The organism is Desulfomarina sp., assembly GCF_054039375.1.
The window spans coordinates 10911-30986 of sequence record NZ_JBPLBA010000114.1; the positions used below are offsets into that span (position 1 = coordinate 10911).

General features: G+C 43.3%; 19 protein-coding genes. 5 read left to right on the forward strand and 14 right to left on the reverse strand.

Going from position 1 to position 20076, the window contains the following annotated elements:
- Window positions 1–109: 109 nt before the first annotated feature.
- The 3 genes from ACXLDX_RS06335 to ACXLDX_RS06345 all read right to left on the reverse strand — a co-directional run bounded on the left by ACXLDX_RS06335 (window position 110) and on the right by ACXLDX_RS06345 (window position 3962).
- Window positions 110–2860, reverse strand: coding sequence for a hypothetical protein (locus ACXLDX_RS06335; RefSeq protein ID WP_457576351.1), 2751 nt, complete (start codon window positions 2858–2860; stop codon window positions 110–112).
- Between the two features lie 14 nt (window positions 2861–2874).
- On the reverse strand, window positions 2875–3480 hold the full coding sequence (locus tag ACXLDX_RS06340) for a GTP-binding protein (protein WP_228856555.1): 606 nt from the start codon (window positions 3478–3480) through the stop codon (window positions 2875–2877).
- Between the two features lie 83 nt (window positions 3481–3563).
- The gene (locus tag ACXLDX_RS06345) at window positions 3564–3962 is read right to left on the reverse strand and encodes a roadblock/LC7 domain-containing protein (protein ID WP_228856554.1); all 399 of its coding nucleotides are present in this window, start codon (window positions 3960–3962) and stop codon (window positions 3564–3566) included.
- A gap of 699 nt (window positions 3963–4661) precedes the next feature.
- Here ACXLDX_RS06345 and ACXLDX_RS06350 point away from each other — a divergent pair.
- Window positions 4662–5477: a TatD family hydrolase gene (locus ACXLDX_RS06350; protein ID WP_457576352.1), complete on the forward strand. Its 816-nt coding sequence runs from the start codon at window positions 4662–4664 to the stop codon at window positions 5475–5477.
- A 14-nt stretch (window positions 5478–5491) separates the two neighbouring features.
- Window positions 5492–6181 carry a YggS family pyridoxal phosphate-dependent enzyme gene (locus ACXLDX_RS06355; protein ID WP_457576353.1) on the forward strand — a complete coding sequence of 230 codons (690 nt, stop codon included), beginning with the start codon at window positions 5492–5494 and terminating at the stop codon, window positions 6179–6181.
- A gap of 271 nt (window positions 6182–6452) precedes the next feature.
- Here the strand turns inward: ACXLDX_RS06355 and ACXLDX_RS06360 are convergent, their stop codons facing one another.
- A complete protein-coding gene (locus tag ACXLDX_RS06360; RefSeq protein WP_457576354.1) occupies window positions 6453–6698 on the reverse strand; it encodes a PxxKW family cysteine-rich protein in 246 nt (81 codons plus the stop codon).
- Between the two features lie 371 nt (window positions 6699–7069).
- On the opposite strand from ACXLDX_RS06360, the gene ACXLDX_RS06365 reads away from it, so the two are divergent.
- The 3 genes from ACXLDX_RS06365 to ACXLDX_RS06375 all read left to right on the forward strand — a co-directional run bounded on the left by ACXLDX_RS06365 (window position 7070) and on the right by ACXLDX_RS06375 (window position 10339).
- Entirely contained in the window at window positions 7070–8275 is a 1206-nt protein-coding gene (locus ACXLDX_RS06365; protein WP_457576355.1) for a type II secretion system F family protein, read from the forward strand.
- Between the two features lie 542 nt (window positions 8276–8817).
- Window positions 8818–9105 carry an integration host factor subunit alpha gene (locus ACXLDX_RS06370; protein ID WP_228856550.1) on the forward strand — a complete coding sequence of 96 codons (288 nt, stop codon included), beginning with the start codon at window positions 8818–8820 and terminating at the stop codon, window positions 9103–9105.
- A 256-nt stretch (window positions 9106–9361) separates the two neighbouring features.
- Complete coding sequence (locus ACXLDX_RS06375) at window positions 9362–10339, forward strand: ParB/RepB/Spo0J family partition protein (RefSeq protein ID WP_457576356.1); 978 nt, start codon at window positions 9362–9364, stop codon at window positions 10337–10339.
- Window positions 10340–10364: 25 nt separating this feature from the next.
- Here the strand turns inward: ACXLDX_RS06375 and ribD are convergent, their stop codons facing one another.
- From ribD to ACXLDX_RS06425, 10 genes are all read right to left on the reverse strand, one after another.
- A complete protein-coding gene (gene ribD / locus ACXLDX_RS06380; protein WP_457576357.1) occupies window positions 10365–11480 on the reverse strand; it encodes a bifunctional diaminohydroxyphosphoribosylaminopyrimidine deaminase/5-amino-6-(5-phosphoribosylamino)uracil reductase RibD in 1116 nt (371 codons plus the stop codon).
- The gene (gene nrdR, locus ACXLDX_RS06385) at window positions 11467–11940 is read right to left on the reverse strand and encodes a transcriptional regulator NrdR (protein WP_228856547.1); all 474 of its coding nucleotides are present in this window, start codon (window positions 11938–11940) and stop codon (window positions 11467–11469) included. Before nrdR ends, ribD begins: the two co-directional genes overlap by 14 nt.
- Window positions 11941–12585: 645 nt before the next feature.
- Window positions 12586–13023, reverse strand: coding sequence for a ribose 5-phosphate isomerase B (rpiB, locus tag ACXLDX_RS06390; protein ID WP_457576358.1), 438 nt, complete (start codon window positions 13021–13023; stop codon window positions 12586–12588).
- 202 nt (window positions 13024–13225) lie between these two features.
- Window positions 13226–14470: a beta-ketoacyl-ACP synthase II gene (fabF, locus tag ACXLDX_RS06395; protein ID WP_457576359.1), complete on the reverse strand. Its 1245-nt coding sequence runs from the start codon at window positions 14468–14470 to the stop codon at window positions 13226–13228.
- Between the two features lie 384 nt (window positions 14471–14854).
- Window positions 14855–15088: an acyl carrier protein gene (gene acpP / locus ACXLDX_RS06400; protein WP_457576360.1), complete on the reverse strand. Its 234-nt coding sequence runs from the start codon at window positions 15086–15088 to the stop codon at window positions 14855–14857.
- Between the two features lie 54 nt (window positions 15089–15142).
- Complete coding sequence (gene fabG / locus ACXLDX_RS06405; protein WP_457576361.1) at window positions 15143–15886, reverse strand: 3-oxoacyl-[acyl-carrier-protein] reductase; 744 nt, start codon at window positions 15884–15886, stop codon at window positions 15143–15145.
- A gap of 1 nt (window position 15887) precedes the next feature.
- A complete protein-coding gene (locus tag ACXLDX_RS06410; RefSeq protein WP_457576417.1) occupies window positions 15888–17075 on the reverse strand; it encodes an FAD-binding protein in 1188 nt (395 codons plus the stop codon).
- Window positions 17075–17872 carry an electron transfer flavoprotein subunit beta/FixA family protein gene (locus tag ACXLDX_RS06415; protein WP_457576362.1) on the reverse strand — a complete coding sequence of 266 codons (798 nt, stop codon included), beginning with the start codon at window positions 17870–17872 and terminating at the stop codon, window positions 17075–17077. Before ACXLDX_RS06415 ends, ACXLDX_RS06410 begins: the two co-directional genes overlap by 1 nt.
- A gap of 58 nt (window positions 17873–17930) precedes the next feature.
- Window positions 17931–19082: an acyl-CoA dehydrogenase family protein gene (locus ACXLDX_RS06420; RefSeq protein ID WP_457576363.1), complete on the reverse strand. Its 1152-nt coding sequence runs from the start codon at window positions 19080–19082 to the stop codon at window positions 17931–17933.
- A 15-nt stretch (window positions 19083–19097) separates the two neighbouring features.
- Window positions 19098–20072: a beta-ketoacyl-ACP synthase III gene (locus ACXLDX_RS06425; protein ID WP_457576364.1), complete on the reverse strand. Its 975-nt coding sequence runs from the start codon at window positions 20070–20072 to the stop codon at window positions 19098–19100.
- Between the last annotated feature and the right edge of the window lie 4 nt (window positions 20073–20076).

Sequence of the window (20076 nt, forward strand, 5' to 3'; positions counted from 1 at the left end):
CCAGATTTCCAAAATCTTTTCTGTCCGCTTGGCCAGGCAAAAAAAACGCTGCACCATAAAAATTGGTGCAGCGTTATCAAATAATTACTCACAGCTTGCAAAATATCTGCTATTCTTTTTTCAACTCCTCTTTCAAAGAAGCAATTTCCTCCTGAAGTGTCTTTCTTAAACTTACAATTTCCTCGTGAATATCTGATGAAACCAGAGTCACTTCATCGCCCAGGCTATCCTCACCTTTACCCTGCACATCCGCATTTACTTGTTCATCAAAAGATCCCGTACTTTCGACAGGTGATACCAGGGCTGAAATGATCTCCTGCTGCCAGGCAAGAACCTTTGCAGTCTCCCTGAGAAGCATCTCCTGACCTTCTTCCGTCGTTTTATCAGATAACGCCCTCAAAGTATTATAATTGTCTTTAAGTAAATCAAATGATTCATTACTGGACTCCAGGCGAAATTGATCAATGTGCTGGGCAACAGTTGATAACAGCTGTAAAAATGTTTTCTCCAGAGTCCTGTCAGCCCACAACTGTCTTAAGTGATTGATTTCAGAAAAAATCCCCTGAATAACCTTATCATCAAGTTCCAGTTCAATGGAGCTGAGACAGACACCCAGAGACGCCAGGGGATCTTCACCTGCCGAATCGTCTGGAGTCTCTATTTCATCCGGCTCTTCCAGAGATTCGAGAGGTATGGATTCACCATCACTGAAATCGCCTTCCTCCACAAGTTCAAAGACAACCTCTTCCTCATTTCCTTCCAGCTCATTCACCTTCCCGGCTTCGTCTAGACCAGGTTCCGGTTCATCCTCAGGTAATGAAAAAAGCAGATCATCATCTGGTGCCTCTTCAACGCCCTCATCCATACCAAAAAAAGAATCAAGACTCTGATCCAGTGTGGCTGCAAGAGTATCATCAGCAACATCGGCCGACTCTTCCGACAACTGAGCAGGAGCAACATCGTCCTCAACATCTTTAAAAAGCTCTTCATCTTCTGTGTCAAACGACTCTTCCGCCACTCTTTCATCAGTAACCAGGTCTTCATCGGAAATTTCTTCCAGAGCCGGGGCAAGATCCAGATCACTCTCTTCCGACAGTGATTCCTGAAGCCATTCTACCGGCTCTGACTCCTGGGCTTCAGCAGGGAGCTCAGCGTCAGAGGGTTCATCACTCGCGACTTCTGGCAATTCTTCTATAAGATCAAGCTCGTCTGAATCTTCAAATTCCTCATTTCTGAGATCTTCAGTAACCAGACTATCATCTATTTCCAATGTGTCTTCAAACAGTTGCTCAGAAAAATCTGTATCAGCTTCCTCTGCCTGTTCTTCAGAAATTATTTCATCCGTATGGTCGGAAGAAACTGCCTCAACCTCATCATCTTCCACAAAAAAATCATTGAGAGTTTCTTCCAGTTTTTCTTCAACGTCCTGTTGCTGTACCGGGTCCTCCAGCGATTCAACACTGAAAAGAGACTCCTCATCACTGTCAGTCAACGCAGGTGCCAGTTCTCCTGATTCTTCAACAGGCAGCGGGTCTTCCCCGGAATCATCATCTGCCTCGGTTTCAACATCCACCCCCTGCAACGCCAACTCTTTGTCTTCAAGTGAAGGCAAAGGGCCTTCCTGCAAATCTTCAGATCGATCGACATCTGGTTCATCCTTGAATAATGTTTGTTCTCCTACTTCAAGTTCAACAGTTTCAACCGGTTCTTCCTTCTCTCCCTCCTCAACATCAACACCCTGCAACGCTTCAGTTAAGGCGACTTTTCCGGATAACTCATCACTTTGTTCTTCCGGTGCATCACCAAAGAACTGATCGATATGGGAAGACACATCCAGAGGACTTGTCAGGCCAAGTTCCTGGGCCTCCTCCTCTTCCTGGAATCCGATGGTCTCTTCATCATCAAAATCGGCAAGTGCCGGCTGTATCTCACCTGAATCACCAGGCACCTCCTGAGTATCACTCTCATCACGCCTCTTCAGAGATTCCTCAGAAATTGTTGCACCAAGAAGTTCTTTAAAGGTATTAAATTTTTCCACTGCGTTAAAAAGGACTTCCTTTTCTTCTGCAAATGTCATAGAGGTTGTAACAATCTTCTCAAGACTTTCAAAAAAGAGATGCAACAGTGTAAAGGCATCCGCATGGGCATTGCTCTTCTTGACCTTTATATAGGCTCCAAGTGTACCAATCCCCTGCAACAGAATGAGTTTCGGCCGATCCCCTGCAAATTTTGTTTCCAGCCGAACAACCTCCTCACGAAGCCTTTTCAGGTCCTCTTCCGTAATCTCCCAGTCAATCCCCAGAACTGTAGCTTTCAGATTTAACAGTTCTTCACTGCCCGGTTGTAAATCACCCGAAGATTCAATAACTTTTTCGGTTTCAGCAGTTTTACCGGCTCTTTTATCGTATCGAACCACCTGCTGTTTAAAATACTCAAACTTTTTTACATCTTCTAAAAGAAGATCTTTTTTCTCCTGTTCAGAGAGTTCCCCGGATGAAACAATTTTTTCAAGATTATAATAAAACGTTAAAAGTAATTTAATGGCATTAGGATGGGCTTCAGCTTTTTGCTGGTAGATATATTTACTGATCTTCTCAAGAGCCTGAATATATACAAGATTAATTTTCTCATCTGCCCATATGTCCCTGAGATCAACAAGCTCCTCATTAAACTGCATCAGGACCTCATCAGTAATCTCCCAATCAATCGATAAAATCAGGCTTTTCAACCTGCTGATAGGTGACTCTTCCTGGGCTGAGAACTCAAACAGATCAACAGTATCCGGTTGATATCTCTCTTCGTAGTCATCTAACCCGATTGTCAAATCATCATCGTATTGATTTTCATTATACTGTTCCACCACAGCCTTTCTCTCTAGAGTAATTTTTTCTGAATTGAAATAACTGATGAAGAGATGATTTTCTTCAAAGTAGCCGCAACGTTATATCCAGTGATCGCACTTGCTTCAAAATAGGGTACTTTTAATCGACTGTTGAGGTCATTCTGCAACACGGAGGTTGGTAAAATTGGTATACCATGTTCTTTTAAATCGATTTTGTTATATTGCATAACCAGAGGTATTTTAAAAATACTCTCTTTGTATGATTTCAGGTTCTCATGGAGCTGATTGAGTGATCTGATATTTTTTTCACGCTGCTTTTCCATCGCATCGGCAACAAAAACTATGCCATCCACACCCCGCAGAACCAGTTTCCTGGTGGCATTGTACTTGACCTGTCCAGGTACTGTGTACAACTGTATTTTTATGTCATATCCTTTGATCTTTCCCATATCAAAAGGCAAAAAATCAAAGAATAATGTCCTGTCTCCATGGGTTTTCAAACTCACCATCTCAGAGAGAATCTGCTTTCGATACCTCCGATTGACATATTCAAGATTTGTTGTCTTTCCACCACGACCAGGTCCATAATAAACAATCTTTACCTGTACTACTTTTTCTTTTAAATTAATGAAACTCAACGTTCCACTCCCTGTAGTTTCTTCAATATAAAGCTGATAACTTCAGTGGATCCACATTGTAAGAAAAGCATTTTCAACTCTGCCTACTTTTTATCCCAGACTTTTCTTATTTTTTCTATAACATCCACAACATTCAATCGAAGAAAACCCAAAGAAATATCTCTGCCGAACATGGAAATCAAAAGGAGCTCATCATCAATTTTACTGAAATGGATATTTGACTCCTGTCCCTTATGAAACAACAGAGAAAACTCCTGTTCACCGACAAGCTTTGCCATAGCATCCACCGTAGCAAAATTACCGGCAGCCAGAGCAGCAAAAGAATAAACATCATACTTGCTTTCACCATTATCTTTGGCAGTGATAATATTACCCGCCATGTCAATTATAATAACACAATCGACACCGAGCTTTATCAGCTTTTCTGATAGTATTCCATCTATTTGCTCGAGTTGCTCCTGACTGACAATCCCATAATTCATGCCACAAACCTCATCTTAAATATTGTCGCTGGAATCAGCTTTTTCTCAAACCCGCATTTATTGCAATAATCTCTCAAAAGGTTCTGTTTGACATTTCGAGAAAATCCCCATAAAAAAACACTTATATAAACCACTATTTATCCACTAACGATACATAAAACCACCTTGAAAAACCGTCTTTTCAATCCTTTTTCGCATCACAGGAAAACAGGAAATGCTCACCTGTTACTCATCTGCTGCGCTCTTTCCCTGTTCCCTGACTTCGAACAAAAATTCTATTTTTTCAAGGCACCCAGAAGAGAATGAAAAATCATTTCTGAGCAATGTAACGATGAAAAACAGTTCAATTCAACTGTTTTATATTGAGTTTTTTACAGCAGTTTTTTAAAAAATCGAAAAACTCCTTTTTACTATACGATAGTTTTTATCGTATATGAAGATTTATTTTATATTTTTACATGAAAAATCATTACACTAGTCCATTGTACAGCTTTATTTCCTGTTTTAATATACAATGTATCCAGCAGATAAACCGGCATGGCCGGACTCCAAAACTCGGCCTCAACAATTTGATGAAAATCCCAATTGCGGCGATACAACCTTCAGTCCGGGATTTTCAGATTAACAGTTACAGGAAACAATTCAGATTTAACCGGAGAAAAGAATTCCGATAAAAACCGGTTTCAGGAGGAAGACAGTTTGACGACCAACGACAAAGCTTTACCAGATCTCAAGAGTGATTCTTATATTATTGACACCCACTGTCACCTTGATATGAAAATGTATCAGGAGGATCTTGCAAAAACCATCAAGGATGCGGCAGACCATGGGGTTGCTCGAATAGTTACAATAGGCATTGACCTTGAGAGCTCCACCCGTGCTGTTGCAATTTCAAAAATGTTCAGCCAGGTATCTGCAACAATTGGCATCCATCCACACGACGCCCGAAACAGTACCGATTCTGATTTATCCTCTTTACGTGATCTTTTCCATACCAACCCTGATTGTATTGTCGGCTACGGAGAGATCGGCCTCGACTACGCCAAACTTCACTCCTCCAAAAAATTACAAAAAGAGTTGTTCAGCTGCCAACTGAGCCTTGCCGCTGATCTTGGTCTGCCGGTAATAATTCATAACCGGGATGCTGATGCAGACACCATCGATATCCTCCGCAATGCACCACCATTGAAGCATGGCGGAATAATGCACTGTTTTTCCGGTGATTATATTTTTGCCAAAAAAGTTCTTGATCTCGGATTACTCATATCTGTTCCCGGTATTGTGACTTTTAAAAACAGCGCAGTCCTGCAGGATGTAGTAAAAAGAATACCGCTGAGTTCAATGGTTCTGGAGACTGACGGTCCATTTCTTGCGCCGCATCCTTTCAGGGGAAAAAGAAATGAACCTCTGTATATCCTGTATACAGCTCAAAAAGTTGCAGAGTTAAAACAGGCATCCCTGGCGGAAGTTGCTCGCCGGACATCCCTGAACAGTGAAACTCTTTTCCAATTTTAAACCGACAACACGCTATGATCTCAACAAACCTGTTAAAAATACAAGAACAGATTCAAGTCGCAGCCAGGAACTCCGGCAGATCCGCCGAAGAAATAAAACTGATCGCAGTATCCAAAAGATTTCCCCGCTCGGCTATTCTTTCTGCTTATAAAGCTGGACAGCGGTTATTTGGTGAAAATTATATCCAGGAAATACAACAGAAAAGAAAAGAGCTTCCTGAAGACATTCACTTCCACTTTATTGGGCATCTGCAGACCAACAAGGCTAAAATTGCCGCAGAATCATGCTCCATGATTGAAACTGTTGATAGAATCAAAATTGCAACTGCGATAGACAGACACCTGAACCAGCTCGACAGAAACCTGGATATACTGGTTCAGGTAAATATTGGTGAAGACGGCAACAAATCAGGTGTTGCTCCCGACAAAGCCGCCCAACTGCTGGAAGACCTCCAGTCTCTTTCCAGATTGAAAATCAAGGGATTGATGACAATTCCTCCATATGAATCATCTCCGGAAAAAACAAGACCGCACTTCAGAAATCTCCGGATTCTGGCTGATAGACTATCAGCCATGGGTTTTTTTTCGAATATTGAGAAAATTGAGTTATCTATGGGTATGTCAGGAGATTTTCCGATAGCCATTGAAGAAGGAGCTACAATTGTTCGTGTAGGGACATCGATTTTCGGAAAAAGACCCTCTTGACACAGGTTACAACAAACTTTCAGCGGGTTCAGAGCACCGCCCCGGAACAGATACACAAAGGGAAGGCGGCGGCAAATATGCACCGCCTCCCCCTGCAAGAAACGACCTGGTTACACCCAAGGCTCATCCTGATATATGTAGAATTTGAAATGTGCCTGTTTTTTCGGCATATTTCAAATCTTGCTGAGTTTCATGGTTATCATGAATAAACTACAAGCCTCCTTGACTTCAAACTAAAATTCTAATTTCCAAGGGCACTCTACTTCGTTGATTATTTATTTTTAGATGCCCTTTTAGCTGCTTTCAATGGATTTATTCTCACTTTAGTAACGGTGATTTCAGGTTTTGCATGGGTTGCGAAATTACAGATACCCAGTTTCCACTTTGCGGCAGGGTTCAGATAACTCATGCAGAACTGCTCTCCTTCCTGCTCCACCACTCTCCCACAGCCGTCACATTTTTCAATAACAGGCTGAAAACGACCATCTTTATAATTAACAGATTCCTGCTTTTGCATTCTTTTTTCCTCCGTCCATATAAACGTTCCAGGTTATTTGAAAACATGGAACAGGTATGCCTAATTTTTCTCCACCAAGAACCTCTCAGTATACCAGTGTAAAACAGAACGCACAAGTTTTTTTCTGTTCCTGAGAAAGATCAATATCCCTGAAAAAATATCAATTCTGCAAAAAAAATTACAATAATCCTGACAGTCATCAGCTTGTATTATCCAACCAATTGATATATACTAGATTTTACTTTGAATTTATTCGAAAATCCGCGACTGAATGTTCTACCGACACAATCGGATTTTCATTACTTTATTGGTGTTTTCACTAAACCAACACTACGATTCTCTGACTGACTCAAAACCTGATGGAGGCAACAATGCCTGTTTATGTATGGAAAGGTAAAAATTCCAGCGGCGAAAAACGAAAAGGGGAAGTAGAAGCTCCCGATATGGCTGCAGCCCTGCTGCAGGTCAAAAGATTGAGAATTGCGGATCCGGTTATAAAAGAAAAACCAAAAGATCTTCTGGAAAATGTAAATTTTTTCAAGCCCAAGGTCACCGGAAAAGACATTGTGATCTTCACCAGGCAACTCTCAACAATGATTGATGCTGGACTGCCTCTTGTCCAGGGCCTTGAAATCCTAGAAAAGCAGCAAAGCAATCCCACATTCAGAAAAGCCCTTGGAGAAATTCGCTCGGATGTTGAGTCAGGCTCCACTCTTTCCGATGCCATGCGAAAGCACCCTAAGATTTTTGACAATCTTTTTAACAATATGATTGAGGCTGGAGAAACCGGAGGTATCCTTGATACCATTCTTTCGCGGCTGGCTACATTCATGGAGAAATCCATGGCCCTCAAGAAAAAAATTAAAGGTGCCATGACCTACCCTGTCATCTGTCTGGCCATTTCAATCCTGATCCTTATTGTCATCCTGGTCTTCGTAGTACCTGTTTTCTCAAAAATGTTTAATGATTTCGGCTCCAGTCTGCCGCTTCCGACCCAGATTGTTGTAAATATGAGCGAATTTTTCAAAAATAACATCGTCTTCATTCTGGTTGGAATTTTTCTTGTCATTTTTATTATCAAAAAAATCTATTCCACTAAAAAGGGTGAATTGACAATTGACCGCCTGCTCCTCCGTTCACCTGTAGTTGGAGTATTGCTGCGTAAAGTAGCTGTGGCAAAATTCACCCGAACACTCAGTACCATGCTTCAAAGTGGCGTTCCCATTCTTGAAGCTCTGCAGGTCGTTGCCAAAACTGCCGGCAACAAAGTTATTGAAAATGCTGTTTTCATGGTTGGCGATGCTATAGCCGAAGGGCGACCTATTGCTGAACCTCTTGAAGAATCAGGTGTATTCCCCAATATGGTAGTCCAGATGATTAATGTCGGTGAATCTGTGGGTGCCCTGGACGCCATGCTGGAAAAGATTGCCGATTTTTATGACGAGGAGGTTGATCAGGCTGTGGAAAATCTCACTGCCATGATTGAGCCGTTTATGATGGTTTTTCTTGGAGGAATGATCGGTGGATTAGTTGTTGCAATGTACCTCCCGATTTTCAAAATTGCTTCTGTCGTCTAAATAGTGGAGTGCAAACATAGAGTTTTCACTTGAGATGACGGAACAGCTGAATTTAAAAAACCTTATCATATCAATTACTTGTGATCATTTTTTCTTTTCCTCCAATGCAAATATCAAGCAAAAGGACAATTTTTCGGAATGATCCGAATCTATTAAAGACAACAATATAATACTTTATCGTCGATTATATATTTGACATTCTTTTTTGAAAGGATATCATTGCAGTAGGGTATGTGAAAATATGTTTTTTACAATATCACCAACCAGAGAAATTACGGTGGTAGTTTACTGTGGAACAGGTAAATATACACATTGTCCATTAAAGTTTCAGATACACTCTGAAAGCAGATTTTTCCAGACCGACAAGAAGATACAACTGTGCCTGGAAAAATAAAATTTTCGGCCGAAGTCAGGAACATAGAAATTAAAAGACGCATAGTGTTAAGCATATGCGAAATTTTTTCATTTTCCTGTACTGCAGAAACCGTGCAAAAAGGCAATTTTCAAGATGGCCATAAATACAGCTAACGAGGGAGGAATGTATGACACTGACCAAAGCAGATCTTGTCCAGCAGGTTTACAAGAATCATGAGGGATTGACAAAAGCCCAGGCAACAGATTCTGTAGAGGCTTTTCTAAGAATTTCCAAAAACTCATTAATAAATGGCTCCGATCTCCTTCTGAGCGGCTTTGGCAAATTTAATGTTAAAGATAAAAATGCCAGAAGAGGACGTAATCCTCAGACGGGCGCAGAATTGACACTTGAAGCCAGACGTGTCGTAACCTTCAAACCATCTGGGATTCTGAGAGATAAAATTAATGCATCATAGTTCTATCTGATTTTTTTCTCTCCCAGTCTGGTTCTACCCTGGATAGAGGTTGCATCTGCTATCCAGGGTATTTTTTTCATGATTTTCATTCGAGATCAAAAAACAGGAAAACTTAAACACACCGCATATTAAACATGATGAGCATTTTCCATTCTCCTGTGACGTCGTGTTAAAAAAACATAACCACTCACAGAGGCAACGACTTTATCTGTCATTATTTAATTAACAACTTCACAATCAGTTACTTTCCATATTCATGTCCATCCCCCAACTTCCAGTGTTTTCTTACCAGCATGTTGCCTTCTCAAGCATATCTATTTCAAAAAAATGGAACCTTCATCCATGGAAAAAGGAATCATATAGCGATGAGCTGAAAAACTCCATTCTGCAAACCGGAGTACTCCATCCGCCTATTCTCCAGCAAACAGGAAATGGTGTTTTTGATACTGTTACCGGCAATGCCAGAATCGCAATCACACGGAAATTCCTCAAACAGAAAACCATTGGCTGTTTTATCCTGCCAGACAGGCTACATATACAATCAATCCTGAGGATCATCCTAGAGGAACAGGCCTGTTCAGGTCAGCTCTCTATTGCCGAAAAAGCACGATTTCTTGAAATCGCAGTGGAGAATATTCCTGAACGGGAAATTATCAGTCATTTTCTTCCATTGCTTGCTCTGCCCAGGTCTTTTAATTCGATCTCAAAAATACTGGAAGTCCTGTCTCTGGGAAAAGAAGTCCTGACTGATATTTACGAAGGACTCCTGCAGGAAAAAATCGTGATGGAATTATTGAATATCCGTGAAAAACCTGATCGTCAGGCTATTGTCTCTCTTTTCAGGATGCTGGGCGTGGGGGCAGGAAAACAGAAAAAAATCCTTTATGCATTAAGGGATCTCAGTAAAAGACACCAACAGTCCATATCAGATTATCTGAAAGACAATGAGATTACGGCAATTCTTGAGCATGAAGAAATGAACCCTCCTCAAAAAGCCCATCATCTCACTATGCTGCTTGAAACACAACTCACCCCTGCCTCCGCAAAAGCCGAAAATGAGTTCAAAGCATTCACAAAATCTCTTGATCTCCCTGCAGGTTTTCAACTCAATCACAGCCCGTCTTTTGAAAAAGACACCCTGAGGTTAACATTATTTTTTCAGAACAAAGAAGAATGCACACGATTAATTCAGGATATCAAGACTGTTTTTTCAAAAAGAGAACAAGCCGACTGAATTTCATCGTAAATCGGTGTCTTTATCAAGGGTAAACGACGTCACCAACGACCATGATATCACTACCGTAACGCTTGTAACTGAGGTTATTCAACTTTACAGCCATATCTCGATCCTCTGCGCTGTACCCTCCAGTCAACGCTACTCCGTTTTCACCGGCAAACACGGGTGCGATAAAAAGATTGACAGAATCAAACAGCTTCTCTGAAAGAAATGCACCATGCAATCGAGCTCCTCCCTCAACAAGTACGGAACAGATACCCTCTTGACCGAGCACTTTTAGAACTTCTCTGAGATCAAGACTGCCTCCCCTGCATGCAACTGACTTTATCACCACATTTGCATTACTGAATTTTTCCTTTTTTTCCATTTGTTCCTTTGAAAGGGTATCGGAACAGAAAACCCATGTCATTGCAGGAGACTGCAGATTATAAACTCTTGCATCTGGAGAAGTCAGCAGATTTGTATCCAGAATAATCCGCACAGGATCTCTTCCTCTTTCCCCTGAAAGTCGAGTCGTCAGAGAGGGGTCATCAATATCAATCGTTCCACGCCCAACCATGATGGCATCTATCCTGTTCCGGATTCCATGCACAGCTTCCCTGGTTTCCCTGCCTGTAATCCACCCGCTATGACCCTTCAGGTAATTCAGCCTGCCATCCAGGCTGACCCCGGCTTTCATAACAACAAACGGCAGTCCGCTTTTAATATGCTTTATAAACGGCCTGTTGATTTCCCTGCATTCATCCCGGCATATTTCAGACACGACTTCAACACCATTTGCCCGCAGAAAGTCTATACCTTTACCATTGACAAGCGGATTAGGGTCCTCCATACCGACCACTACCCTGGTAATATGATTTTCCACAATCGCTTCGACACAGGGACCCGTTCTTCCTTTATGGCTGCAGGGTTCCAGAGTAACATACATTGTCGTTCCGATCAGGGATTCAGTCGCATTTCTGATCGCATTTATTTCTGCATGGGGAGTACCGGCTTTTTTGTGATATCCTTTGGAAATAACCCTGTCATCCTTTGTAATTACTGCTCCGACACAAGGGTTTGGCGAGGTCCGGCCTTCTCCTCTGAGGGCTTCCTGCAATGCAAGGCGCATAAAATGAATATCCTTACTCTGATTCAATTTCTCCCCTTTCATTCAATATATTTTTCAGTTCCTTCATAAACTCGTTTACATCTTTAAACTGGCGATAAACTGAGGCAAATCTGACATAGGCAACCTCATCAAGATCCTGGAGATTCTGCATTACCCACTCTCCAACATCTTTTGACGGAATTTCCTTTTTCCCGTAATCTTGAAGTTTATGCTCAATCTCATCCACAAACTCGTCAATCATATCGCGACTCACAGGTCGTTTTTCACAGGCTTTTTCCAATCCGATAACAAGTTTCTGTCTGTCCCATGCCTCTCTTCTACCATCTTTTTTCACCAGCATGGGAACCATTACCTCCAGACGTTCATAGGTTGTAAAACGCTGGTCACAGGAAAGGCAGGCTCTTCTTCTCCGGGTAATAGAGGCATCTTTATTCAAACGTGAATCAATAACACGGTTATCGAGATGACCACAGTATGGACATTTCATCTATTCCTCCTGAAGTTTTTCTGAAGTTCATGATCTAATACCACCGAATTCGAAACTTTCAGCGTAACTACTCGCAGGATTAAGAACTCTATGTGTATGAAAGCCGACAACAACTCAATGATTTCATTACCTCAGGACCAATATCTTTAACTTAGAGCAAAACAGAGCACAAAAGTCCTGTTCTACCTTGGTCGAGGGTGTCTATGAAAAATGATCATTTGCTGAATTTGACACAACATTTGCGAACACCCGGATAAGGCAATATTACCATGGGAACATACAATAAAAAAAGCCGATCTTGCAAACGCAATCTCGGCTTTCATGAAGATTTAGGAATAAATGCCATTATCCAAAATCGACAAGAGGCTGTCAAAAAACAGGATTTTCCACTACAGATCAAACGAAAAGGGTATATATAAACGCCCCAGAATCCTTATCTAGTGCCTGTCCATACTTGATCTTTTGCCCGATACCAGCATTGCCCGAAAAATTTTATCCTCGGAGGTAAGCGTAGACTCCGATATCAATTATATGCCTGCGGTAAAATTTCCCGTGGTCTTGATCTCGAACAAAAATCAACATTTCTGGATAAACACTATCTACGAATTATTGCGTAATTGCCCAATGAGTAATTACAATTTTTCTCTATGCTGACAAATCACTGAATTTTTCAATCCGACGCTGATGGCGTCCTCCAGTAAATTCAGATTTCAGCCACACATCCACCAGTTCCAGGGCAAGAGCTTCGTCAATCACTCTTGCCCCAAGGCAAAGAAAATTAGCATTATTATGCTCCCGGCTTAAAACAGTGAGCTGTTTGGTATGACAGTTGGCAGCACGAATTTCACGATGCCTGTTGGCGGCAATGGACATGCCGATACCTGTACCACATATCAGAATACCAAAGTCACATAGTTTTTCATTAAATGCATGGACCGCTTTTTCTGCGAAATCAGGATAATCAACTGAATTTGTAGAACTGCAGCCAACATCGATAATTTCATGGTGTTCATCGGCCAGGAAAGTTTTAAGAGCCTCTTTCAAGTTAAAACCGCCATGATCAGCACCAATAACAATTCTCACTGTTTTCTCCGTTTATCACTTCCTTCAGCATCCCTGATCATTTGTCCCTGGACATGTAACAGCTTTATAATGTTTTTGATAACTTGTTTTAATTACGAACAAAACTCAGCCTGCAACTTGCAAGACCGGGGGGATGCGCCTGTTTTATCAGGCGTATTTCAAAAATTCACTCTTCTCCCTTTAGGTCCATCTATTCACGGACTCAGGCTCCGTCAAACCGACTCATAATAATTGCTGCATTTGTCCCGCCAAAACCAAATGAATTCGACATTGCTGCTCTAATTTTTATTTTTCTGGCCTCGTTCGGTACATAATCCAGATCACATTCCGGGCTTGGGTTTTTTAAATTAATTGTCGGCGGGGCTATTTGATCACTTACACTGAGTGCAGTAAACACAGACTCAATCCCTCCAGCCGCACCCAGCATATGACCAGTCATCGACTTGGTGGAACTGATGGCCAGAGATTTTGCATGATCGCCAAAAACGGTTTTTATTGCAATCGTCTCACACCTGTCATTGAGAGGCGTTGAAGTTCCATGGGCATTGATATAGTCGACCCTGTCTGGTGTATATCCCGCGTCCTGCAAGGCTACTTTCATTGCCCTTGCCCCGCCTTCACCGTTTTCAGGCGGCGCAGCAATATGATAAGCATCACTGCTCAAACCATACCCCGTTACTTCCGCATAAATCCGGGCTCCACGCGCAAGAGCCTGTTCATATTCCTCCAGCACCAGCATTCCGGCACCTTCAGCCATGACAAACCCGTCCCGGTCTTGATCAAAGGGACGCGAGGCTTCCTGCGGTGAGTCATTTCTCACCGACAAGGCTTTCATCGCGGCAAAACCACTGATTCCCAGAGGACATACAACTGCTTCGGTTCCCCCGGTGATCACCATATCACTGCTGCCATACTTGATATGCCTGTATGCCTCTCCCACCGCATGAGTTCCTGCAGCACAGGCGGTAGTCAGCGTCAGATTCGGACCTTTAGTTTTCAATACCATTGAAATATGCCCTGACGGCATATTGGGTATAACCATTGGAATAAAAAACGGGGTGATCCTTTTTGGTCCACGCTCCAGACACACCTTGTGATATTTCTCAATGGTCGGCAACCCACCCATGCCACATCCGGTTATGACACCGATTCGCTCACAATTCTCCTCAGTGACTTCAAAACCACTGTCTTGCATGGCCATCATGGCAGCAGCAATTCCATACTGCACAAACAGGTCTAGGTGCTTGACCTGTTTCTTGTCCATAAAATCATTTGAGTTAAAATCTTTGACTTCAGCGGCAATCTGCACACCATAATTACTGACATCGAACCGGGTAATCAGATCTATCCCGCTCTTACCCGAGCATATGTTGTTCCAACTTTTTTCCAGCCCGGTTCCCAATGGAGTAACCAGCCCGAGTCCTGTAACTACAACTCTTCGCTTCACTATAGCTTCTCCTTATATGCCCTTCTCGTGATTAAACCGAATCGGGGTATACGATCCGAGTAAGCTTCAATATCCTGCAATATCCATAAAATAGTGCCCGTCAGGAAACGGCCTGTTTGTTCAACCTCTCCATCGCAGACCGGATTTCATCCTATTGTCCCGTCAACGCTGTTCTGACTTATCTTGTTTGTCATTTCATCATTGACGAGACTCCGGGAATATTGAATATATTCCTGTGGTATAATTTCCCCTGCACCAGGATATAAAAAAAATCACGTTTCCGGGCAGACACTGTATATCTGTTTTGGTAATTGTTGGAGCTCAATTTTCAAAAACAGGAAAACAGGCAGAAGGATATTGATATTGCCACCCAATCAAAGGTATTTACCCTTTCTGTTTATTGACGTAATCAATTGCATCCTGAACAGTAGAAATACCCTCTGCATCCTCATCAGGAATTTCAATATCAAAACCTTCTTCCATCGCCATGATCAGTTCAACAAGATCAAGTGAATCAGCACCAAGATCATCAACGAAAGAGGCATCCGGCACTACTTTTTCTTTTTCAACGCTTAACTGCTCAACGATTATATCTATCATTTCCTGCTCAATAGCCATTTGTTTTTCTCCTAATTTTTTCTTTTTATTCTTAAGGGTGACCTTAAAATCAAACTACATATACATGCCACCATTCACATGAAGAGTCTGCCCTGTGATGTACCTGCCGTCCTCTGAAACGAGAAAAGCAACGGCTCCGGCCACATCATCAGTTGAGCCCAGACAGTTGAGAGGTATTTCACTTGTCAACTGTTCTTTCACGTCTGCACTTAAAAGATCTGTCATTTCTGTTTCAATATAGCCGGGGGCCACACTGTTTACAGTGATATTTCGTGAACCGTATTCCCTGGCAACAGATTTAGTCAAGCCGATCAACCCGGCTTTTGCAGCAGAGTAGTTCACCTGTCCCGGATTGCCGGCAAAACCTGAAACCGAGGAGATATTGACAATACGTCCCCATCTCTTTTTCATCATCGTTTTTGATACTGCTTTTGAGCAGAGAAATACTCCTTTCAGGTTAGTATCAAGTACTGCATCCCAGTCGGCTTCCTTCATTCGGGCCATCAATCCGTCTCTTGTAATACCGGCATTATTCACGAGTATGTCAACTTTCCCGGCTTCCTTCACGATTTTTCTGAAGGCATCAGTGACTTCCGACCCATCGGCAACATTGAATCCGATAATTTCAGCCTTGCCACCATTTTCAAGAATCTCTTTCTGCGTCTGTCGTGCAGCTTCGGCTCTACTGACATAATTGATATACACAAGAGCGCCCATGGAGGCTAGTCGTATACATATAGCCCTGCCTATTCCTCTGCTTCCACCGGTTACTACCGCAACTTTTCCCTCAAGCTCCATATCAGCGACGCTCCTCAATTTTTTTAATCAACTTCGGAACCACTTCGAACAGATCCCCCACTATACCATAGTCTGCAATATCAAATATGGATGCATTTTTATCCCTGTTTATCGCTACAATGGTTTCAGTAGACTGCATTCCAGCCACATGCTGGACGGCACCTGAGATACCGCAGGCAATATACAGTTTTGGAGCCACGGTTTTGCCGGTCTGGCCAACCTGATGAGGATATGGAATCCACCCTGCATCGACAACAGCCCTTGACGCCGAGACTTTTGCTCCCATAACATCAGCCAGCTTTCTTATCAGCTCAAACCCTTTTTCACTTTCAAGCCCTCTGCCGCCTGAAACAAGGATATCCGCTTCCTGGATATTCACTTCAGCCCCTTGGGATGCCACCGTTTCCAGTACCCTGACCCGGCTTTCCAATAATGAAGGGGCCGGATCAATATCGATGATTTCACCCTTGCGGGATTCATCAAACTCAAGGGCTTTCATCACCTTTGGTCGAACTGTTGACATCTGAGGACGGGATGACTCACAGACAATGGTTGCCATGATATTTCCACCAAAAGCCGGTCTTGTCTGTAAAAGGGCCCCATCCTTTTCACGAATTTCAAGCCGGGTACAGTCTGCCGTCAGGCCCGCATTCAACACAGTGGCAACACCCGGAATAAAAGAACGTCCAATCGCCGTCGCACCAGCCAGAACAATCTCCGGCTTATATTTTTTTATGATCGAAGTGAGAACTGAACAGTACCTTTCATCAGTGAATTCAGCCAGTGACTCATGATCTGTTCGGTAAACAATATCGGCACCATAGCCGATCAGTTCATCCGCAATATTTCCTGTTCCATGTCCAAGAAGAACTGCAGACAGCTGTACACCAAGTTTGTCAGCAAGAGTTCGTCCTATACCGAGCAGTTCAAGAGATACGGGGGCCAGCTCCCCTGCCCTGAATTCACAAAACACCTGCACTCCCTTCCAGTCTGTAATGTCGGTTTTGGCTTCTTTATCAACGTCCAGACTCAGAGCCTCAACCTCGCAACTTTCCACACAGGAACCGCAGAGTGTACAATTCTCGCCAATAACTGCACAGCCATTTTCTATGTTGATTGCAGCAAAAGGACAGTTTTCCTCACAGATTCCGCAACCTATACAGAGTTCTTCGTTTACTTTTAACATAATTATTGATTTCCGCCTTGCTGAAAAAACGGGACCAGTTTTTCTACAAGTTGTTCTATCTGTTCATCGAGTGTCCCCGTAAGGATAGCCTTATCTCCCCTCGCCGGTGGTGGAAACACATTCACCACCTGCGTCGGTGATCCGGGTAAACCAATGCATTTGCTGTCAGCTCCAATATCTTCAGCGCTCAGACTGATGATATCAATTTTTCTAGCCTTCATCTTTCCCTTCAGGGAAGGGACTCTTGGTTCATTGATGTTCTTTACAACTGAGAGTAATGCAGGAAGACGTATTTCAACAACATCATACCCGTCATCCATCATCCTTTCCACAACAAGTACATCAGGTCCAACTTCCCTGATTTTCTGTGCGCAGGTAACATATGGAATATCCAGGCGCAGGGCCAAACCCGGACCCACCTGAGCAGTATCACCATCAATAGCCTGTTTCCCGCAAAGAATAAGATCAAACTCTCCGGTTTTCCGCACTGCCTGAGAAAGAGTATAAGCCGTCGCCCATGTGTCCGCACCGGCAAAGGCTCTGTCGGAAACCAGAACAGCCTTGTCCGCACCACAACTGACAGCCTGACGCAGAACATCTTCTGCCTGGGGGGGGCCCATGGTAAGAACGGTCACTTTTCCACCGTGAGCTTCCTTCAAGCGAACCGCCTCTTCCAGAGCATGCTGGTCATAGGGATTCATTATGGATTCAACACCTTCCCGCGCCAGAGTGTTCGTCTCCGGGTCCAGCCGAACATCCTTGGCATCAGGCACCTGCTTCACACAAACAATTATATTCATATACCGAACCGCACTTCTGTTATTTTAAGAAAAAAGCAATTAATGGTCATCCGGCAGGTCATTTTGCGTATTCCTTATTGAGCTCCTGACCGATGACATTTCTCTGGATTTGATTGGTGCCCTCATAAATCTGAAGTATTTTAGCATCCCTCATCATCTTTTCCACTGGATATTCACACATATAACCATATCCACCCATAACCTGAACAGCATCAGTTGTCACCTTCATCGCCACATCAGTTGCATGAACCTTACAAATGGAGGAAGCTTTCGACATATCCCTGGGATGGGCCTGAATATGCTTTGCCGCGGCATAAACCAGGGCTCTCGCTGATTCTATACCGATAGCCATATCAGCAAGAAGATGCTGAACAGCCTGAAAACCGATAATCGGCCTGCCAAACTGTTTTCTCTGTTTGGCATACGGTGCAGCTTCATCAAGAGCACCCTGGGCCAGACCTATCCCCAGAGCCGCAATACCGGGCCTGGAAAGATCCAGTGTCTTCATAACGGTTATAAAACCTGTTCCCTTACGCCCAATCAACCGATCCTTGGGGATACGGCAATCTTTAAATATAAGCTCCGTTGTTGACGAAGCCCTGATACCCATTTTTTTCTCTTTAGGACCACAGCTGAAACCAGGATCACCCTCCTCAATAACGAACATAGAAGCACCACGGGGCCCCTTGCTGCGATCTGTAATGGCAACGATGGAATAAACCTGAGCCTCACCACCATTGGTTATCCACTGCTTGGTGCCGTTAATGACCCACTCATCCCCGTCTAGAACAGCAGTAGTCTGAATGCCAGAAGCATCTGAACCGGCATTGGCTTCAGTCAGGCCAAAAGCTGCAAATTTCTTTCCGACGGCAATATCGGGTAGATATTTCTGTTTCATTTCTTCAGAGCCGCTTATGATAATAGGATAGGCACCCAGGAAATTTGCGGCAAACGCGGTTCCCACTCCCACGCAGCCACGACTGAGCTGCTCAAGGATCAGGACAATATCAAAACAGCCTCCGCCAAAACCTCCGTATTCCTCAGGAATAGGAACACCGAAAAGATCCGCCTGGGCCATTTCATTGAGAATTGCTCTTGGAAACTCGTGTTTTTCATCAAGTTCTGCACGGATTGGTATAATTCTTTCATCAGTGATCTGTCTTGCAATATCAACGATCATCTGTTGTTCTTCAGTTAAAAAATAATCCATTTTAAAATCTCCTGTTTACCACTTTGTCAGGACTGCTCCCCAGGTAAATCCGCCTCCAAACGAACAGAATAGTACAGTTTTGCCGACAGCAAGGAACCCTTCCCTGTTTGCTTCATCCAATGCTATCGGAATTGATGCTGCTGAAGTGTTGCCGTATTTGGAAACATTTACAAACATCTTTTCCGGCGGTATATCAAGGCGATCAGCCAGGTTTTTCAATATCCGGATATTTGCCTGGTGCGGTATGACACAGTCAACCTCGGCCATACCTAGTCCATTTTTCTCCAACACCCCACGGGCCGCTTCTTCCATGGCTCTTACCGCATGCTTGAATACTTCCCGGCCCTCCATCAGGATATGAGCACCAGGATTATCCTTCACTTCGAGATCGGGGTTAAGGCTTTTGGGAGCATGCATACATAACAGATTCCACAGTCTGCCGTCAGATCCCATCTGTGTATCAATAAGTCCTCTGTCGGAATCACTGTAGCCGAAAACCGCGGCACCAGCTCCATCACCAAACAGAATACAGGTGTTTCTGTCAGTCCAGTCCAATCTGGCCGATAATGTCTCTACACCAATGACAAGAATCTTTTTCGTATGATCCGCCCGGATATATTTATCAGCAAGATCATAGCCATAGAGAAAACCGGAACAGGCGGCGTTCAGGTCATAAGCAAAGGCATTTCGGGCACCAATTTCATCTTGAACAAAACAGGCGGTAGAAGGCATAAGCATATGCGAACTGATGGTGCCCACAACCACAAGATCCAGCTCCTCAGGCAAAACTTCCGCAGCCTCAAGGGCTTTTCCGGCAGCATTCGCCGCAAGCTGATAAGCTTTTTCACCTTTTCCACCAATACGCCTGGCTTCTATACCCGTCCGGCTTCGAATCCACTCATCATTAGTTTCAACAATACTCTCAAGCTCAGCATTGGTCAGTATTTTCTTGGGTAAACAGGATCCAGTTCCCAATACGACAGTTCCCATTCGA

Coding starts and splice junctions, on each gene's coding strand:
- ACXLDX_RS06345 (WP_228856554.1), bottom strand. CDS start 3,962: ATGAATTATGGGATTGTCAGTCAGGAGCAACTCGAGCAAATAGATGGA.
- ACXLDX_RS06355 (WP_457576353.1), top strand. CDS start 5,492: ATGATCTCAACAAACCTGTTAAAAATACAAGAACAGATTCAAGTCGCA.
- ACXLDX_RS06360 (WP_457576354.1), bottom strand. CDS start 6,698: ATGCAAAAGCAGGAATCTGTTAATTATAAAGATGGTCGTTTTCAGCCT.
- ACXLDX_RS06365 (WP_457576355.1), top strand. CDS start 7,070: ATGCCTGTTTATGTATGGAAAGGTAAAAATTCCAGCGGCGAAAAACGA.
- ACXLDX_RS06370 (WP_228856550.1), top strand. CDS start 8,818: ATGACACTGACCAAAGCAGATCTTGTCCAGCAGGTTTACAAGAATCAT.
- ACXLDX_RS06375 (WP_457576356.1), top strand. CDS start 9,362: ATGTCCATCCCCCAACTTCCAGTGTTTTCTTACCAGCATGTTGCCTTC.
- nrdR (WP_228856547.1), bottom strand. CDS start 11,940: ATGAAATGTCCATACTGTGGTCATCTCGATAACCGTGTTATTGATTCA.
- acpP (WP_457576360.1), bottom strand. CDS start 15,088: ATGGCTATTGAGCAGGAAATGATAGATATAATCGTTGAGCAGTTAAGC.
- fabG (WP_457576361.1), bottom strand. CDS start 15,886: ATGGAGCTTGAGGGAAAAGTTGCGGTAGTAACCGGTGGAAGCAGAGGA.
- ACXLDX_RS06415 (WP_457576362.1), bottom strand. CDS start 17,872: ATGAATATAATTGTTTGTGTGAAGCAGGTGCCTGATGCCAAGGATGTT.
- ACXLDX_RS06420 (WP_457576363.1), bottom strand. CDS start 19,082: ATGGATTATTTTTTAACTGAAGAACAACAGATGATCGTTGATATTGCA.
- ACXLDX_RS06425 (WP_457576364.1), bottom strand. CDS start 20,072: ATGGGAACTGTCGTATTGGGAACTGGATCCTGTTTACCCAAGAAAATA.